This window comes from Geomonas sp. (assembly GCF_056994735.1).
Window position 1 is genome coordinate 1 of sequence record NZ_JBXKJL010000046.1, and the last position, 18,386, is coordinate 18,386.

An 18,386-nucleotide genomic window follows, 5' to 3' on the forward strand; every position below is an offset into this window, starting at 1 on the left:
CCCGATCGAGCGTCCCCCCCTTGTCAAAGGGGGGACAGGGGGGATTTGCTTTCATGACTCCGCCAACTTAACTGATATCATTGAAGAGCTCCTGCCATTCATGATAATAGTTGACGAAGGTGCTCGATTTGGGCATGCGTGATACGCCGTCGCAGAAGCGTATGGAGAGGCGCCCGGGGACATGGTTTGCGATGACTGAGAACGAGCCGACAACCAGACCGGAAAAAAAGGCAGCGAAGTTAGTAGCGCTGATCATCCTGGGGATTCTCTGCATCCTTCTACTGATTGTCGTCGCTCTCCGGATCTATCTCGCCACCTCTCTTCCGGCGCCGCAGCTCTCCAGGGAGCTGACATCCTACCTGCACCAGCCATTCACGGTTCAACGCATCGAAACCTCTGGAAACGCGATAATCCTTAAAGGCCTCCGTCTCCAAAACCCTCCCGGCTTCCCGAAGGAAAACCTCGCCGCCGCCGATTCGGTCACCATTGCCCCCGAGTGGGGCGGACTGCTGTCAGGTCGGCAGCGGTTCAGGCTGATCGCCGTCAGCGGAGTCAGCATCAATCTCGACCAAAACAGCAGCGGAGTCTGGAATTACAGCGAGATCCAGAAAATCCTGACCCGGAAGCCGTCGAAAAAGGAGACCCTGATCGAGGACCTGGTGATCAGGAACGGGTCGCTCAGGGTCCAGGGGTACGGCGTGCAGGGAGTCTCGCTGCAGGTCTTCAACCTGACCACCAAGGGCTCCCTCGAATCGAAGCTGGATCTTGCCTTCGAGGACGCGGCGCACAACCGTTACCTCGTCAAGGGCAAAGCCCGGCCCGGCGCCGATTCCGCCCTTGATCTGGCCCTGACCGCGCCCTCCCTGTCGCTGAAAGATGCCGCGCACCTACTCAAAGTAAAAAACCCCGACCTCTTCTCAGGCGGCAAGGGAAGCCTTCAGCTCAATGCAAGCCTGCACAAGGGGATAGTCAGCACCGACGGCGGTTTTTATTTCACCGGACTGCGCCTGCCGGGGCAAGCCGGGTTCCCCGTCACAGGGAGGCTTGATTTCGTTGGCGACTACGACATCCGGAACGACTCCGGCACCCTGAAAAACGGCACCCTCTCCGTCGTCCGCCTCGGAAAGATCCATGCCGAGGGGAAGGCCTCGGGCCTGAGAACAGACCGGCAATTCTCACTGCAGCTCGCCATGGATGAGGCAGATCTCAGCATGCTGAATCTCCTCCTTTCCGACGAGGCGCGCAAGAAACTCTCTTTTGCCGGCCGGATGCGCTGCGATTCCCTTCGTCTTGAAGGAAACCGGCAAGGACTGAAGATTGCCACCGGTACCCTGAAGCTGCATGACGGCGCCCTGGTCCGGGGAGGGCGGCTGCTCGTCTCCGGCCTCGGCGGAACGATCGGCTTTTCCCGCAGGCCACAGGCCATCGAGGCCAGCGGTAAACTCTCGGTCTCCGGGCGGCACGAGAACGCCGTCGTGCAGACACTGAACATGCCTGCCAGCTTGACCCTCTCCCCCAAGCTCAAACCGCTCAAGGCCGAGCTTCCGGCTCTTTCCGCGACGATCATGGGAACACCGTTCAGCGGACGGATCGCTTTCGACGCGGCCAAAGCCAGCCCTGTCACCGCTTCACTCAAGCTCCCTCGCGCCATTTTGTCGACTTTCAATGATCAGTTGAAAAGGGCAGGGGTCCACGCCGATGCCGGAACCGCCTCCGTCGTCCTCGATGTCGCGGGAAAGAGCACCCGGGACTTTGGCGCCACGGCCAAGGTGCGGCTGGCAAATTTCCGCGGGAGCCGTGGGAAGACCGTCGTCGCAGTCAGAGACGGCTCCACGTCCGCCGTGATTCAGAAAAAGGGCGGACGCCTCTCCTTACGCGGCGATGCCCACTTTTCCGCGCTCGACGTCAACGGCAAGACAGGGAGTGCCGAGTTCGCTTACCGGCTCGCCGACAACATCCTCGACATTGAGGGCGCACACGCCAGCGCCGGGGGCGTCGAGCTCTCAATTTCCCATCTCAGCACCCCGATCCCCGTCAAGCGGGGAGATGCCAACGTGACGACGTATCCTCTTTCCGTGGACATGGAAGGTGCGCAGGTGAAGGAGCGGGACGTGGCGGTGAGCGATCTCTCCGGTCGGCTGCGTGGCACCTTTAACACCCACAGTGCCGGCAGCTGGCTCGACGGCACCGCCGATTTGACCTCCCGATCGGTGGCGTACCGGGGGAAGAAGGTGGCCGCACCGGTAGTGCACGGCACCTTCTCCAAGGGGGGGGGGAAGGCCGACGCCACGGGCGAGCTCTTCAGTGGGAAGCTGGCGGGGACAGTTAATTTCAATCCCTTCGCCCTCGACGCCGGTCAGAGCTTCGAACTGGCAGTTACCGGGGCCGACCTGGCGGCCATTTCCGAGTTCCTCCCGAAAGGCGCGAGTTACCATCCGGCGGGGGGATCCGTCGATCTCTCGGTCAAGGGGAGCTATTCCAGCCGTGACGGCCTTTCCTGCCGGTTTAAGTCCAAGGGGACGGGCATCGGGATAACCGACGCCAGCGGCAAGTCGATGATCTCCGGGGCCGGGGCCTCGGTCACCGGGAGCTTCGCAAAAGGGGATCTGGCCATCAGCGAAGGGGTGATCTCGGCAGGCGAAGAGGTTTCCCTGAAGTTCAAGGGAGGGGTGGCCCAGGTCCAGAGCCCGAAGAGGCGAGGGCGGATCGATTTTTCGCTGCCGCAGACCCCTCTCAACTCGATGGTGGACCCCTTCGTCAACATGCTTCCCCGCTTCATCCAGGAGGCCACCGTCGAGGGGGCGGTGGCGGTGGTCGGTAGGGTCGAGCTGGCGGAAGGACACAGGCTTGTGGAGGGGGGGCTGACCTTCAAGGACGCCACGCTGGAGGTCCCGTCGCAAAAAGTTACCGTGGACCGCGTCCAGGGGCGGCTGCCTTTCTCCATCGACCTCTCGGGGAAGGGAGAGGTGAAGCCGCCGGACCGGGTCAGCTTCAGCAGGGAGAACTTCCCCCGACTGCTCGAGCAGTTGACCAGGCCTGCCGGCGGCGAGGTCATCACCATCGCCAAGTTATCCCTCGGCGGCCTGCAAATGGGGAAGGTCACCCTGGCGGCCACCGCCGCTAACGGCGTCACCGATATCTCCTCGTTCAGGGCTTCGCTTTTCGAGGGCGAGGTCCTCGGGAAGGCGCATGTGAACATGCAGGAGAAACTTTCCTATCGCGGCGACCTCATGGTCCACAACTCGAGCCTCAAGGCCCTGTGCAGCATGTTCCCAAATATTACGGGTTATATTTCCGGACGCGTCGACGGTGTGCTGAGCTTCAGCGGCCAAGGTACCGGCCTTGCCGCGATCACGGGTTTCACCCAAATATGGGCCAGGGAGGGGGCGGGAGAGAAGATGGTGGTGAGCAAGGAATTCCTGCAGCGCCTGGCCAAACAGAAGCTGAGCGGCTTCTTTTTCCGTAGCGATCGTCCCTACGACAAGGCCGAGATCAAGGCGATGCTGGAGGAGGGGGATCTGACCTTTGATACCCTGACTATTCAGCACACCAACCTGATCGGAGTGCGCGACCTCAATGTCAACATCGCCCCGGGACAAAACCGCATCGCCCTTGATCACTTACTTGAGTCCATCAAGGAAGCGGCAGTCCGGGGGACGCCAAGCACGGGGGCTAAGCCGGCAGAGACTCCGGAGAAGCAGGAGGCCCCGGCCACCCAGGAGTTCAAGTGGGGGGAATGATTGATGAGAAAGGCGACGACGCCCTTTCAATGTGACGATCCTGGTGCTATATTTTCGGGACTGTTGCTATCCTGTGGGAAGAGCCATGGCTGAACCCGCTGGGGAAGTCTGCAACCGTTCGCATTCTTTCAACACGCATTTAGATGAGATAAAATCGACTTGGTCCTGGAGGTCTCATGAAAACGGTTATGAAATCACTGTTGACTCTTTGCTGCTTTTTTTTCGCTGCCTGCGCGGTGATAACAGTCAATGTCTATTTCCCCGAGAAGGCAGCCAAGGAAGCCTACAAATCCCTGGATGAGATGCTTCTCAAACCGGGAGAGAAGGCGCCCGCGGGTCAAAAGGCGCCGGCCCCGGCACCTGGACAGCCGGAGGCAAAACCGCAGAGCCGCCTCTTCGACGAGCTCCCCTCACTTTCCCTCGCATCTTCAGCCTATGCCGCCGACAATGAGGCCGATGTCCTCGCCGTAGAGCTCTCCAGTATGCCGGAAGTCCTCAAGGCTTATGATGAGATGAGCGCGAGGCTCCCCAGGCTGACCCAGCTTTTCGGCAGTCATGCCATCGGGCTAACCAACCAGGGGCTGATAGCCGTCCGTGATAAGACGAAGGTGACGGCGCAGGATGAAGGCTTGATCGCCGGTGAGAACCAGAGTCGCAAGACCGTCGTGACCAGCATGGCGAAGGCCATACTGAAGCTGAACAAGCAAAAGGAAAGCAAGGCAGCCATTGATGCGGTCATGGCAAGGGCGGCGGCCACCTATGCCGATACGAAGCGGGACTCGGCACAGCCGGGGTGGTGGGTACAGTTGCAGAACGGCCGCTGGGTGGAGAAGTAGTCTGTGCAAAGTTTGCAACGGTGCTGAATTACGGGGGAGGGGCATTCCGAGTTATGCAATCATGTCCCTGATATCCGAGGCGTCGGTGGGATAGGCCCAGAGGACCTTGAACAGTTCTCTCGTGGTCAGGCCGAACTTCATCGCCATGGCGAAAATATTGATCGTTTCGCCCGCGTTGTGGCCAAAGATGTGCGCCCCCACTATCTTCTCGCTCTTCTTTTCGATCAGCACCTTGTAGAACCCGTGCTGCTGGCCTATCCGCCTTGACGACGGCCAATCCTTGGTAGCGCCCCGATTGATGCGGAAGCCGATTCCCGCCTCATGGGCCTGCTGTTCGGTCATTCCCACCTGGGCAACCGGCGGCTGGGTCGAGACTACCGTCGGGACCGCATGGTAGTCGGGGCGCGACACGTTCCCTCTTATGATATTTTCGGCTGCGACCTCCGCCTCCATGTCCGCCACCGAGGAGAGATGGAAGGGGGAGTCGCAGGCGTCGCCGACAGCCCAGACCAGCGGGTTGCTGGTGCTCTGCAGGAAATCGTTTACCTCCACCCCCCGCTCGCTGCGGGTCACGTTCCCCGCTTCCAGGTCCAGTTTCTCCAGATCCGGGACCCTTCCCGACGCATTGATGATGACATCTGAGCCGAAGGCTTCCGCACAGCCGGCCTTGCCGTAGGTGAGCAGGGCGCCGTTGTAGGTTTCGGCCATGCAGGCGGTGACGCCGGTGACGACGTTGATACCGAGGGCTTGGGTCGACTTGATCAGCCGGCGGATGATCTCGTCATCGAAGTGCTTCAGTATGCGCTCCCCGCGCTGCAGGATGGTTACTACGGCCCCGGCCGCCCTGGCCACGTGGGCCATCGAGAGGGCCTGGCAGCCCCCGCCGATGAAGAGCACCCGTCGCGGCATCTGGGAGAGATCCATGAAGTCCTGGGTGGTGATGACCAGTTCGGCCCCCGGGAAGTCGAGCGGGGCCGTCCTGGCGCCGGTGGCTATCACGATGGCCCGGGCGCGGACCCTGCTGCCATCGCCTATCACGACTTCCTCGGGAGAGAGAAAGCGCGCGGCGCCATAGAGCATCCGGACCCCGGCGCTCTCCAGGGCCCTCTCGGTTCGGTCGGGAACGCCGTTGCCGAAGGCTGTCTTCGAGCGGATCAGTGCGGGCCAGTCGATGCGCGCGGGAGGGTGGATGCCGCTCTCCGACATCTGCTCGGACAGCTGGGCGATCGCCGCCGCAGTCACCAGGAACTTCTCCGGCTCGAAACCGCGCATCCCGCAGGTCCCGCCGAACGGCTTGTCATCGGCTACCGCCACCCGGCGCCCCGCCTTGCTGCAGGCCATCGCCAGGGTGAGCCCCGCCGTCCCCGACCCCAACACCAGCACATCGACCATCTGTTGCATGGCATCCTCCTACCGGCTATCTGACGGCGATTTCATCGCATGAGGTTCGGGCAGTCCCACTTTTGACTTCACCCCAGACGGAGCTTGGCCAGTGACGCCCTGGCGCTGGAACCGCTGATGTCGGGGGTGATCTCCAGCTCCAGCGCGGTCACTCCCGTGAGGTCCAGCTTGTATTCCTCCGATTCCGTGGTGGTTCCGGAAGGGGCGAAGTTGTACTGCTGCCGGACGATCTCGCGGTAGCTCTTCCCGTTGTCCCCGGACCAGCGCAGGACGAACTCCTGGGTGCGGGCCTGGTCCCGATCATCGAAGAGGAGCTGGATCCGCTTGATCCTCTGTGGCTGGTCGAAAAGGAGGCGCACCACCTGCGGCCCCGGCTGTCCCGCCCGCCACCCCGTACCGCCATCAGGCTTGAGCGCTGCCTCAATGGGATGGGAGGGGTCCTCCGAGGTTATCTCCACCTGCGCCAGTTGCTCAAGATCCAGCCAGCCCTGCTCCTTCAACTCTCCCCTGGACAGCGGAGTAATAATGGTTTTAAGCATTGAGTTCTCCTGTTGCGGCCGCCCGATCGGCGATCGCGCTTTAGAGATGCCCCCTCTCGGCGAAGCTGTAGAAGGCACCCTCTCCAATGATGATGTGATCGAGGATTTTAATGCCCATCAGTTCCCCGGCTTCCCGCAGCCTGCGGGTGACATCGAGGTCCTCCTGGCTCGGGGAGGGGTCCCCGGTCGGGTGGTTGTGCAAGAGGATCATGGCGGCGGCCGACTCCCGCACGGCGACGTTGAAGACCTCGCGGGGGTGGACGATGCTCTGGTTCAACGAGCCTTCCGAGATCCGGACCCGCTTGATGACCCGGTTCTTGCCATCCAGAAGGAGCGCCATGAAGTACTCCTTGTGAACGTCCCTGAATTCATGATCGAGTTCTTGTAGCTCTTGTAGGTGTTCGAAGACTTGTGAGGCGGAGGTGAAGCGGGTAGGTGATTCGATGGGACGGTTCTGCTCTCTGACGCGCCTGGCGAGATCGAGGGCGGCCTTGATGCAGGTAGCCTTGGCGGGGCCGACTCCTTTTACCCGCTGAAGCTCGGCACAGGAGGCATCGGCGAGGGAGCGCAGCGATCTGAACTCAAGCAGCAGCTCGCGGCCCAGATCGAGGGCGCTGCGGCTGCTGGCCGCATCCCCGCTGCCGATGATCAGGGCAAGGAGTTCGGCGTCGCTAAGGGCGGAGGTCCCGGACTGCAGAAGCTTCTCCCTTGGGCGCTCGCCCTGAGGCCAGTTCTTTATCCCTCCGCTCATGGCACCTCCCGCCCCCCTGAAGAATAAAGCTAAAATATACCTCAGGAACGGGCGTTTGCCAGGGAGGGTGCGGAGCTATGGCTTAGAACAGCAAAGCCAAGGCGAGGGCGCCGCAGCCGGCAAGGAGGCGGTACCATACGAAGGGGTAGAGTGAATCGCGCTGCACCAGTTTGAGGAGAAAGGCGACGCTCAGGAAGCCGAAGAAGGCGGAGGTGGATATGCCTATGAGCAGCGGGATCCCTTCTCCGGCGGGGACACCTACTTTCAGCAGATGTCCCACCTTGAGAAGGGCTGCTCCAGCCACGATCGGGAGCGAGATGAGGAAGGAGAAACGGGCGGCGGACTCGCGGTGGAACCCGAGCAGCAGAGCGGCGGTTATGGTGATGCCGGAGCGGGAAACGCCGGGGATCAGGGCCAGGCACTGGGCGATCCCGATCAGGATGGAGTACTTCAGGGTGATCTTGTCGATCTTCCACCTCTTGGCTCCGGTGGTGTCGGCGAAGGCGAGCAGCAGGCCGAAAATTATCAGCAAGACGGCGATCATGGCCGGGCTTTTGCGGAAGATCTCCTCGATCGGCTCCTCCAGGGTTTTCCCCACCAGGGCGGCAGGGACGGTGGCGGCCAGGATGTAGAAGGGAAGGCAGCGCGCCGGGGTGTTGAGGCCGCCGCGGCAGGCGGCGAAGAAGTTCCCGATCAGCTCGATGATGTCGCGCCAGAAATACAACGCCAGCGCTATGAAGGTGCCGATATGGAGCGCCACGTCGAAGGTGATCCCCGATTCCGGCCACTTCAGGAACTTCGGTATCAGGATGAGGTGCGCGGAGCTGCTGATGGGAAGGACCTCGGTGAGGCCCTGAACGGTGCCAAGGACTGCGGCGTGAAAAGGATTCATCCTGATTTGACTCCTGCCATATGTTAAAAAATACCAGCGACAATAAGCCAACTGGCCTGATAAATCAAGACGAAACGGCGGCTTTATTCATTAGAGAACCAAAATTACGCATTTCCTGCTGTAATGTTTAAATCGAGTGTGTTATATCTTCACAGTTTTGAACTCATAATTGGCCGTTGCCGGCCGCAACCTTGGAGGAACGAAATGTTTGGGTTGATTCCTAAGGACGAGAAATTCTTCGCCATGTTCCGGGATATGTCGCACAACATCGTCGAGGGGGCAGAACTCCTCAAGGACATGCTCGACAACTTTACCGATCCGGCTGCCAGCCAGCGCAAGATCAAGGAGGTCGAGCACAAGGGCGATACCATCACCCACGACATCATCAAGAAACTGAACAAGAGCTTCGTCACCCCCTTTGACAGGGAGGACATCTATGCCCTCTCCTCGGCCCTCGATGACATCCTCGACCTGATCGACGCCTCGGCCCAGCGCGTGGTCATGTACAATGTGGAGAAGCCGACCCCCGAGTCCAAGGAGCTCGCCTTCCTGATCCTGAAGGCCTGCCAGACCATAGACAAGACCGTTGCGGTCCTGGGCGGGAAGCTGGAGCCGATCAGCGCCTACTGCATCGAGGTCAACGCCCTGGAAAACGAGGCTGACCGCGTCTGCCGCGAAGCCATCAGCCGCCTCTTCGACGAGGAAAAGGACCCGATCCAACTCATCAAGTGGAAGGAGATCTACGAGACGCTGGAAACGGCCACCGACAAATGTGAAGACGCCGCGAACATCCTGGAAAGCGTGGTGGTAAAAAATGCCTGAGACCACACTCGTCCTGTTGGTCGCCGTGATTGTTGCGGCGCTACTGTTCGATTACATCAATGGTTTCCACGACACGGCCAATGCCATCGCCACCTGCGTCTCGACCCGCGCCCTGTCCATAAGAAGCGCCATCCTGATGGCGGCGGGGCTCAACTTCGTAGGCGCCATGATCTCCACCAAGGTCGCCTCCACCATCGGCAAGGGCATTGTCGACGCCAATAACATTACCCAGATGGTCGTCCTGGCCGGCGTCCTCGGCGCTATAGTGTGGAACCTCGTCACCTGGTACTACGGGCTTCCGTCCTCCTCCTCCCATGCCATCATCGGGGGGCTGGTCGGCTCGGTCATCGCCCACGCCGGAACGCAGGCTCTTCACTGGAAGGGGCTCGAGAAGATCATCACCGTGCTGCTGGTCTCCCCTGTCGTCGGTGCCTTCTTCGGCTTCCTGTTCATGGTGACGCTGATGTGGATCTTCAGGAACAGCGCGCCCTACGGGCTGAACAAGAACTTCCGGAAGCTTCAGATCCTCTCCGCTGCAGTGATGGCCTTTTCCCACGGGACCGCTGATGCCCAGAAGTCGATGGGTGTCATCACCATGGCGCTCGTGAGCTACGGGACCCTTGCCACCTTCGACGTCCCGACTTGGGTCAAGGTGGGCTGCGCCGTCGCCATGGCACTGGGGACCGCTGCGGGTGGATGGAGAATCATAAAGACCGTCGGCCATGACTTCGTGAAGCTGCAGCCGGTGCACGGCTTCTGCGTCGAGACCGCCTCGGCGGGGGTCATCCTGGGGGCGGCCGCCATGGGCCTTCCCACCAGTACCACCCACGTGATCACCTCGGCGATCCTTGGGGTCGGTCTGTCGAAGAGGATGTCAGCGGTTAACTGGAGTGTCGCCTACCGGATCGTCTGCGCCTGGGTCATCACCATCCCCGCCTCGGCCACCATGGGCTTCCTCGGCTACAGCGTGCTGTCGCCATTCCTGGGGAGATAAAAGCTGTCGGGAATAGATAAACGAGAAGCGCCGGAGCGGATGACGCTGCCGGCGCTTTTTTCGTTAAAGCGGAAAGCAAGCTGACGGCGGGGGAAAGACAGAAGCATTCACACGGAGGACTCAGAGGTCGTCACAGAGGGGCACAGAGGAAAAGAAGGGGTGAACCGGAAAAGAACCCTACGGCTGCGTATGTAGGATAGTCCAAGAGGTGTTCCCCTGAGTCCTCTGCGGAGTCCCCGGCGTCCTCTGCGGTCGGCTTTTCGCGGTTACTCGAGTTCCTCTCCCACTTCCTCCATCTCTTTAGCCAGTTCAGTCTGGGCGGCGTCACGGGCGCGGAACCTGACGACCAGGTAGTAGCAGATGAAGTAGGAGATGACGGCAGCGCAGAATCCCATGAGGGAGCATCCGAGGATCAGCGACTTCGCGTACTTCTCGAGATTGTGCCATTCCAGGCTCCCTTGCAGGGCCTGCAGCGGCAGATCATTAACCGGGCGGCCACGCAGGAACCTGCCGACTTTGTAACTGACCCCGAGGATCGGCACCACCGTGATGGGGGTGTTGACCCAGGCACCTGTCACGCAGGTCAGCTTGTTGAGCCGGAAGATGAAGGCGGCGGCGATGGCGAGTGGGGTATGAAGGCCGAAGAAAGGGGTGAAGCTGATAAAGACGCCTACTGCGAAACCGGCTGCAATATGGCCGGGGTGGCTGTCCAGCGACAGGATGGCGTAGAGTCGTTTTTTCCAGAGCTTCTTGTTCAGCAACTATTCACCTCGAAGATGGCCCAGTCTAAAGTTCCCGTAGAAGTTTGTCAAATCATTTAAGCCGCTGCTGTCAAGGCATTTGCCATGCATTTTGAAACGTGGTAATATCCACTCCTTTAAAAAAATATCATTATGTATACAGCTGAGGCCATGCGGAAGGAACTGCTCAAGAAGGCAAAAAGGATTGTACTGAAGATCGGCAGCGGCGTCTTGACCAGCGAGCAAGACGGCATAAATCCCTCTTTTCTCGGCGGTCTCGCCGAGGAAATAGCCCGGCTCAGATCGAGGCGGATCGAGGTGGTGATCGTGTCGTCAGGGGCGGTTGCCGCCGGGCGCAAGGTGCTGGGACTGGGGGGGCGGCCGAACACGTTGCCTCAAAAGCAGGCTGCCGCGGCCATCGGGCAGTCGAGGCTGATGCGGGCCTATGAGGAGGCCTTTTCCGGGTACGACTTGACGGTCGCGCAGATCCTGTTGACGCGGGACGACCTGGCTAACAGGCGCCGCTTCCAGAATGCCCGCGGCACCCTGGACACGCTCCTTGCCTGCGGCATCATTCCTGTTATCAATGAGAACGACACGGTCGTGGTCGACGAGCTGAAGTTCGGCGACAACGACAACCTTTCGGCGCTGGTGACCAATCTGGTCGAGGCCCAGCTTCTGCTGATCATGACCGACATCGACGGGCTCTATACCGCCGATCCCCGCACCGATCCAGGGGCCACTCTCATCCACCAGGTGAGGAGCATTACCCGGGAGATGGAGCGCGGCGCCGGCGGCAGCGGGACCTCCGTCGGGACCGGGGGCATGGCCACCAAACTCGCGGCCGCCAAGAAGGTGACCAAATCAGGCGTTGCCGCCGTGGTCTTCGCCGGGAAGGTCAAGGGGAACGTGACCCGAGTCATGGCCGGAGAAGAGATAGGGACCCTCTTTCTTCCCTCTGGTCAGTCGCTTAACCGGCGCAAGCACTGGATCGCCTACACACTGAGACCGGCGGGATCGATTCATGTCGACGCGGGGGCGCGGGAGGTGTTGGCGAAGCACGGCAAAAGTCTTCTCCCCTCCGGCATTGCCAGCGTTGAGGGGCGCTTCGCCCGCGGCGCCTGCGTACGCGTGGTGGCGCCGGACGGGTTGGAATTCGCCCGCGGCATCGTCGATTATTCCAGCCAGGAGATCGAGTTGATCAGCCGGCACAAGAGCAGCGAGATCGAAAAGATCCTCGGCTTCCGCTATGGGGACGACGTCATCCACCGGGACAACCTGGTTCTGCTGTGACCCTTTGTTAAAGGGGGAGCCGGCAGGGCCTTTGTGAAAGTTTAAGGAGGTATGAAATGACCGTTGCCGAAAGAATCCGTAAGATAGCAGCTGACGCGAGGCAGGCTTCGTTCGCCATGGCCAGGCTGTCTTCCAATGTGAAGAACGAACTCCTCATGGACATGGCGATGGCGCTGATCAACAACGCGCCGCACATCATCGAGGAGAACAAGAAGGACCTGGAGGCTGGGGAGAAGAGGGGGCTTTCGGCAGCGATGCTGGACCGCCTCATGCTCGACGAAGCCCGCATCAAGGGGATGGCCGACGCCATCCGCGAGGTTGCCGCACTCCCGGATCCGGTAGGTGAGGTCACCGGGATGTGGAAGCGCCCGAACGACCTGATGGTGGGCAAGATGCGCATCCCGCTGGGCGTGGTCGGCATCATCTACGAATCCCGGCCCAACGTCACCTCCGACGCCGCCGTGCTCTGCCTGAAGAGCGGTAATGCGGTCGTCCTACGCGGCGGCTCGGAAGCGATCTACTCCAATGTCGCCATCGCCAGGTTCCTCAAAGAGGAGCTGGCCAAGCGGGACATCCCGGAGGCGGCGCTCTCCCTCATCCCCTTCGTCGAGCGCGAAGGTGTGGAGGAGATGCTCAAGCAGGAAGAATTCATCGACGTCATCATCCCGCGCGGCGGCGAGAGCCTGATCAGGTTCGTGGTGGAAAACTCCAAGATCCCGGTCATCAAGCACTACAAGGGCGTCTGCCACATCTTCATCGATGCCACGGCCGATTTCGAGATGGCGCGCGAGATAGTGATCAACGCCAAGACGCAGAGACCGGGCGTCTGCAACGCCCTGGAGACGCTGCTGATCCATCGGGACATCGCGGAGAGCTTCGTGCCCTTCATCTATGACGTGCTGCACGGCCTGAAGGTGGAGTTGCGGGGGGACGAGATCTTCCGGCAGTTCGCGCCCAAGGCGAAGAAGGCCACCGAAGAGGACTGGCACGCGGAGTACCTGGAGCTGATCCTTGCCGCCAAGGTCGTCGACGACATGGATGCCGCGATCGAGCACATCAACCGTTACGGCTCATTGCACACCGAATCGATCATCACGGGCGATTATGCGAACGCCCAGCGGTTCATTCGCGAGGTCAACTCCGGGGTTGTCATGGTCAATGCTTCCACCCGCTTCTCCGATGGCAACCAGCTCGGGCTCGGTGCCGAAATCGGGATCTCGACCACCAAGTTGCATTCTTTCGGGCCGATGGGGTTGACCGACCTGACCACTACCAAGTTCATCGTCTACGGTGACGGTCAGGTGCGCCCGTAAGGCAATCGAACGGATTACAGATAGTTGCAGCGAAAGGAACGGTACCGTAAACGGCCTTGCCATCGTGAATTCCGTTCGCCCTGACATCGCTGCCGCTGGGACGAAGCTGGTACCCTAAACGGGAACTGCCTTGTCAATTCCGTTCACTGTGGCATAGCAGTCGCTGGAACGAAGACCGATACCGTAAATCGGAACTGAAGCATTGTGAAACCGTTCGCCCTGAGCCTGTCGAAGGGCGCATTTCTAAGGACGTTCGTGCAGCCCAGACCGGAGGCAAAGCAGCATGAAGATCGGGATACTGGGGGGGACCTTCAACCCCATACATAACGCGCATCTACGGATCGCGGAGGAGGCACGGGACGTCTTCGGACTCGACCGGGTGATCTTCATCCCGGCTGCCACTCCTCCCCACAAGCCGACGGTGGGGGAACTCTCTTTCGCCAGCCGATTGGAGATGGTGCGCCTGGCGGTGGCAGAGAACCCATACTTCCTGGCCTCCGACATGGAAGGTCTTCGCGGCGGCAGGTCGTACTCGATCGACACCCTCCGCGCCCTGAAAACGGAGTATCCCGACGACCAGCTGTACTTCATCGTCGGCGCCGACTCCTTCAATGACATCTCCACCTGGCGCGAATATGCCGCTATTTTCGCCCTCGCCAACATCATCTGCGTGCAGCGGCCGGGATCGACCATCAAGAGTCTGACCAAGGCCCTCCCTGTTGCCATGACATCTGAATTTTGTTATGATGCCGCGGCTAAACGTCTAAATCACAGCTCCGGTCACTGCGTCTACGCGCTCGACGGAGTCCTGCTGGACATCTCGTCCAGTCATATCCGCCAGCTGGTCAGGGGGCGGAGGTCGATCAGGTATCTGGTTCCGGATGCGGTCGATCACTACATAAGGGAACAGAGGTTATATATCGATGCAAAATGAAGCACTCCTTTCGGCGGAAGAGCGCGCGGTGAAATGCGCGGCGTTCGCTTTGGATAAGAAAGCCCTCAACGTAAGAGTCCTGCAGATTGGGAAGATCTCCAGCATTGCCGAATACCTGGTCCTGGCCAGCGGCCGCTCCGACCGTCAGGTACAGGCCATCGCCGATTCCGTAAAACTTGGGCTGAAGCCTTTCGATAAGGCACTCGATACCGAGGGGTATGACGAGGGGCGCTGGATTGTGGTCGATTACGGCGACATCATCGTGCACGTCTTCCAGGAAGATGTCCGCGCCCTGTACAACCTGGACGAACTCTGGGGCCGTGCGCCCGAGGTGAAGATTCCGGAGGAACACCTCTGGGAAAATAAAGAACCGGCGTGAGGCTGAAGCTCCTTTGGGTCGGGAAGACCCAGGAACCCTGGGTCCGAGCCGGGATCGACGAGTATGCCGGGCGAATCCGGCGCTACCTGCCGCTCGAGATCCTGGAGGCCCGGGAGGAGAAGGGTGCCGCGGCGCCCGCCATGCGGGAGCGGGAATGCGAAAGACTCTCCAAGCTCCTCCCTAAGGGCGCAAGGCTGGTGGTGCTGGATGAGCGGGGGGAGTCAATGACCTCCCCCGAGTTCGCCACTTTCCTCTCGCGCAGCCGGGACCAGGGGGTGTCGGACCTGGTCTTCGCCATCGGCGGGGCCTACGGGTTCACCGACAGCTTCCGCAGCCAGGCCTTCAAGTCCATCTCGCTGTCGAAGATGACGCTCACCCACCAGATGGTCCGGGTCTTTCTGCTGGAGCAGATCTACCGCGGGTTCACCATCATCAACGGTGAGCCGTACCACCATGAGTAACGTGTAGTGCATTAAGGTGAAGTTCTCTTCACCTTTTTTATTTCACTAGTGAGGGAGAAGACCATGTCAAAGAAACCTCTGCTCTTGATGATCCTCGATGGCTGGGGGATAAACCCCGAACAGGAGAACAACGCCGTAGCCAGGGCTAAGACTCCGAACATGACCCGCCTTAGCGCCGAATATCCCACCAGCGAGATCGACGGTTCCGGGATGGCGGTCGGCCTCCCCTCCGGACAGATGGGGAACTCCGAGGTCGGCCACACCAACATTGGCGCCGGGCGCGTCGTCTACCAGGACCTGACCCGCATCAGCAAGTCGGTCCAAGATGGCGACTTCTTCGAGAATCCGGTGCTGGTCGAGTGCATGCAGAAGTGCAAGGCGGCGGGTGGGAGACTCCATCTGGCCGGTCTTCTCTCCGACGGCGGCGTACACTCCCACGATACCCATCTCTATGCACTGATCGAGATGGCCAAGCGTCAGGGGGTGAAGGATGTCTTGGTTCACTGCCTGCTGGATGGCCGCGACACTCCTCCGCAAAGCGGGGCCGAGTACCTTGCCAGGTTGGAAGGCGAGATCGCCAAGATAGGGATGGGCAGGATCGCTACCGTCATCGGACGCTACTATGCTATGGACCGTGACAACAGGTGGGACCGCGTCGAGAAAGCCTACCGCGCCATCGTCTTGGGTGAAGGGAAGACGTATCCGTCGGCAGAGGCAGCGATCCGGGATAGCTATGGCGAAGGGGTCACGGACGAATTCGTGATGCCGAGTGTCATCGTTGACAGGTTGGCCCCGGTCGGCAAACTGACCGAGGGTGACGCCTTCATCTTTTTCAACTACCGCTCCGACCGCGCCCGCGAGATCACCCGCGCCTTCACCGATCCCGCTTTCGATGGCTTCCAACGGGAGGTATGGCCGAAGCTTTCCTCCTACGTCTGCCTCACCACCTACGACGAGTCCTTCGGCCTCCCGGTGGCTTTCGGACCGCAGGAGCTGACCAACATCTTCCCTGAGGTCATCGCCAATGCGGGCCTGACCCAGCTGAGGATCGCGGAAACCGAAAAGTATGCCCATGTCACCTTCTTCTTCAACGGCGGCAGGGAGACTCCCTTCGCGGGCGAGGACCGGGCGCTGATCCCGTCGCCCCAAGAGGTGGCGACCTACGATCAGAAGCCGGAAATGAGCGCCTACGGGGTGACCGCGGAGCTGCTGAAGCGGCTTAATGACGACAAGTACGACGTTATCATCCTCAACTTCGCCAACGCCGACATGGTCGGCCACACCGGGATCATGGAAGCCGCGATCCGCGCGGTTGAGGCAGTCGACGAATGTGTCGGCAAGCTGGTCGACAAGGTTCGGGAAAAGGGGGGTGTGGTTCTCATCACCGCCGATCACGGCAACGCCGAGATGATGGTCGACGACCAGGGCGGACCTCACACCGCGCACACCTGCGACATGGCGCCCGTGGTCCTGGTGGACGATTCCCGGAAAGGGGTGAAGCTCAGGAAGGGCGTCCTGGCCGACCTGGCACCCACCATGCTGGAGATCCTCGGCCTTCCGCAGCCGAAGGAGATGACCGGCAAGAGCCTGATCGTGAAGTAGCTGCAAAAACTTGGCGCGGGATAAAGTCGGATCGAATCCGATTGAAATCCGAAAAACCAAAAGACTCCGGAAAAGACTCTCGGGTTAATCCGAAGTTATCAGATTTCGATCCCGCGCTAAAAGGCATGTAAGGAGATTCAAGATGAAGATTGTTGCCATAAATGGAAGCCCGCGCGGCATGGCGGGCTCCACGGGAAAACTTTTAGAGGAAGTTCTCGCGGGAGCTACCGAGTCGGGCGCAGAGGTGGAGGTCCTCTCCCTCTCCAAGACTCCCCTCAACCCCTGCGTTGCCTGCGACGCCTGCCACAAGGTCGGCGTCTGTCCGATCAAGGACGACTACGAGAGCATCAAGGACAAGCTCATTGCCGCCGACGCCGTCGTCTACGCCAGTCCGAACTACATCTTCAGCGTCACGGCGCAGATGAAGGCCTTCTTTGACAGGTGCAACGGGCTGGCTCATACCACCGCGCTGGAAGGCAAATATGCCGTCGTGGTTGAAACGTCCGGCGGTGGCGGTGACGAAGAAGTGCTCGATTACATGGCGCGGATCGCCAACTCCGTTGGGATGCAGTGTGTTGGGAAGATCGGCTCCCCCGGAGCTGGCTTCCGGACGTTCCCGGACCAGGAGGCGCTCTTCGAAAAAGCCCGGGGACTCGGGAAGGAGCTCTGCGAGGCTGTGCGCGAGAAGCGAGCTTTCCCGGAGCAGGACGAGTGGCGTCTCGAGTTCAAGACCAGGATGAAGTATCTCATCTCCATGATGGGCGAGTACTGGCCCTACGAGCGCGATCTCCTCGCCAACCGCGGGTGAACCGTGAACCGTGAATGGTGAATGGTGAATGGTGAATGGTGAATGGTGAATGGTCAACCGTGAACCCGTCAATCATGGAACTGTCAATCATGGAACCGTGTATAACGTCCCACCACTGGTCCCCCCCTTGACAAAGGGGGGACAGGGGGGATTTGCCTAGGAACAGCATCGCGAATGCCAAAGCAGGGCGAATAATTATTCGCCCCTACCATCATTAAACAAAGAGATTGGGGGTAGCGCATGAGCAAGACAGACGAACTCAATGACTGGGCCTATGCCCTTAAGTGCGAAAAGGCTATCGACAGCCTGAAGAAGAACGGCTTCGATGCCGTCTACTGCAAAAGCGGCGAAGAAGTCTTCCATTACATCGTCAACGAAGCCGCCACCGCCAAAAGCATAGGCTTCGGCGGTTCCATGTCCGTCGCAGAACTGAAGCTCGCCGACAGGCTGAAGTCGATGGGCAAGGAAATCCTGAACCATGGCGAGCCGGGGCTGACCCCTGAGGAAAAACTCGCCATCTGCCGCCGTCAGCTGACCTGCGACCTCTTTCTTACCGGCAGCAATGCGGTCACCCTTTCCGGTGAGCTTGTCAACATAGACGGCAACGGCAACAGGGTTGCGGCGATGTTCTTCGGACCGCTCAAGGTCATCGTAGTGGTCGGCAGGAACAAGCTCGTCGATGGCACCGTGGAAGACGCCATACACAGGATCAAGAGCTATGCCGCGCCCCCAAACTCCAAGCGCCTCAGCCTTGCCACCCCCTGCGCCACCACCGGTTTCTGCTCCGACTGCAACTCGCCGCAGAGGATCTGCCGCGTGACCACCGTCATCGAAAGGAAACCGCGCAACACCGACATCAGGGTCCTCGTCGTCAACGAGGA

17 protein-coding genes are annotated in these 18,386 nt (G+C 60.4%); 12 read left to right on the forward strand and 5 right to left on the reverse strand.

The window, feature by feature from the left end; all coding sequences use genetic code 11:
* The first annotated feature begins 191 nt into the window (after positions 1 to 191).
* Together AC11W3_RS02105 and AC11W3_RS02110 are read left to right on the forward strand one after the other, a co-directional pair.
* On the forward strand, positions 192 to 3,740 hold the full coding sequence (locus tag AC11W3_RS02105) for an AsmA family protein (RefSeq protein ID WP_484089120.1): 3,549 nt from the start codon (positions 192 to 194) through the stop codon (positions 3,738 to 3,740).
* Positions 3,741 to 3,916: 176 nt separating this feature from the next.
* Complete coding sequence (locus tag AC11W3_RS02110; protein WP_484089119.1) at positions 3,917 to 4,576, forward strand: DUF1318 domain-containing protein; 660 nt, start codon at positions 3,917 to 3,919, stop codon at positions 4,574 to 4,576.
* 51 nt (positions 4,577 to 4,627) lie between these two features.
* Here the strand turns inward: AC11W3_RS02110 and AC11W3_RS02115 are convergent, their stop codons facing one another.
* From AC11W3_RS02115 to uppP, 4 genes are all read right to left on the reverse strand, one after another.
* Positions 4,628 to 5,977, reverse strand: coding sequence for a dihydrolipoyl dehydrogenase family protein (locus AC11W3_RS02115; protein WP_484089118.1), 1,350 nt, complete (start codon positions 5,975 to 5,977; stop codon positions 4,628 to 4,630).
* A gap of 68 nt (positions 5,978 to 6,045) precedes the next feature.
* The gene (locus AC11W3_RS02120) at positions 6,046 to 6,516 is read right to left on the reverse strand and encodes a discoidin domain-containing protein (protein ID WP_484089117.1); all 471 of its coding nucleotides are present in this window, start codon (positions 6,514 to 6,516) and stop codon (positions 6,046 to 6,048) included.
* A 40-nt stretch (positions 6,517 to 6,556) separates the two neighbouring features.
* Positions 6,557 to 7,267 carry a RadC family protein gene (radC, locus tag AC11W3_RS02125; RefSeq protein ID WP_484089116.1) on the reverse strand — a complete coding sequence of 237 codons (711 nt, stop codon included), beginning with the start codon at positions 7,265 to 7,267 and terminating at the stop codon, positions 6,557 to 6,559.
* Positions 7,268 to 7,349: 82 nt separating this feature from the next.
* Positions 7,350 to 8,159: an undecaprenyl-diphosphatase UppP gene (gene uppP / locus AC11W3_RS02130; protein WP_484089115.1), complete on the reverse strand. Its 810-nt coding sequence runs from the start codon at positions 8,157 to 8,159 to the stop codon at positions 7,350 to 7,352.
* Positions 8,160 to 8,363: 204 nt separating this feature from the next.
* On the opposite strand from uppP, the gene AC11W3_RS02135 reads away from it, so the two are divergent.
* On the forward strand, positions 8,364 to 8,981 hold the full coding sequence (locus AC11W3_RS02135; protein WP_484089114.1) for a DUF47 domain-containing protein: 618 nt from the start codon (positions 8,364 to 8,366) through the stop codon (positions 8,979 to 8,981).
* Positions 8,974 to 9,975 (forward strand): anion permease, encoded by a 1,002-nt coding sequence (locus AC11W3_RS02140; RefSeq protein ID WP_484089113.1) that lies wholly within the window; start codon positions 8,974 to 8,976, stop codon positions 9,973 to 9,975. Before AC11W3_RS02135 ends, AC11W3_RS02140 begins: the two co-directional genes overlap by 8 nt.
* Before the next feature lie 266 nt (positions 9,976 to 10,241).
* On the opposite strand, the gene AC11W3_RS02145 is transcribed toward AC11W3_RS02140, so the two are convergent.
* On the reverse strand, positions 10,242 to 10,736 hold the full coding sequence (locus AC11W3_RS02145; protein WP_484089112.1) for a DUF2062 domain-containing protein: 495 nt from the start codon (positions 10,734 to 10,736) through the stop codon (positions 10,242 to 10,244).
* 150 nt (positions 10,737 to 10,886) lie between these two features.
* Between AC11W3_RS02145 and proB the strand changes: the two genes are divergently transcribed.
* The 8 genes from proB to AC11W3_RS02185 form a co-directional block, all read left to right on the forward strand.
* On the forward strand, positions 10,887 to 12,008 hold the full coding sequence (gene proB / locus AC11W3_RS02150; RefSeq protein ID WP_484089227.1) for a glutamate 5-kinase: 1,122 nt from the start codon (positions 10,887 to 10,889) through the stop codon (positions 12,006 to 12,008).
* 56 nt (positions 12,009 to 12,064) lie between these two features.
* Entirely contained in the window at positions 12,065 to 13,321 is a 1,257-nt protein-coding gene (locus tag AC11W3_RS02155; RefSeq protein ID WP_484089111.1) for a glutamate-5-semialdehyde dehydrogenase, read from the forward strand.
* A gap of 283 nt (positions 13,322 to 13,604) precedes the next feature.
* Positions 13,605 to 14,255, forward strand: a complete 651-nt coding sequence (gene nadD / locus AC11W3_RS02160; protein WP_484089110.1) for a nicotinate-nucleotide adenylyltransferase — start codon at positions 13,605 to 13,607, stop codon at positions 14,253 to 14,255.
* Positions 14,245 to 14,634, forward strand: coding sequence for a ribosome silencing factor (gene rsfS / locus AC11W3_RS02165; RefSeq protein ID WP_484089109.1), 390 nt, complete (start codon positions 14,245 to 14,247; stop codon positions 14,632 to 14,634). The genes nadD and rsfS overlap by 11 nt, the downstream gene beginning before the upstream one ends.
* A complete protein-coding gene (locus AC11W3_RS02170; protein ID WP_484089108.1) occupies positions 14,631 to 15,095 on the forward strand; it encodes a 23S rRNA (pseudouridine(1915)-N(3))-methyltransferase RlmH in 465 nt (154 codons plus the stop codon). Before rsfS ends, AC11W3_RS02170 begins: the two co-directional genes overlap by 4 nt.
* A 63-nt stretch (positions 15,096 to 15,158) precedes the next feature.
* Positions 15,159 to 16,697 (forward strand): 2,3-bisphosphoglycerate-independent phosphoglycerate mutase, encoded by a 1,539-nt coding sequence (gene gpmI, locus AC11W3_RS02175; protein ID WP_484089107.1) that lies wholly within the window; start codon positions 15,159 to 15,161, stop codon positions 16,695 to 16,697.
* Positions 16,698 to 16,839: 142 nt separating this feature from the next.
* Entirely contained in the window at positions 16,840 to 17,505 is a 666-nt protein-coding gene (locus AC11W3_RS02180; protein ID WP_484089106.1) for a flavodoxin family protein, read from the forward strand.
* A 240-nt stretch (positions 17,506 to 17,745) separates the two neighbouring features.
* Positions 17,746 to 18,386 (forward strand): lactate utilization protein (locus AC11W3_RS02185; protein WP_484092414.1); only part of this gene is annotated, 641 nt, incomplete at its 3' end.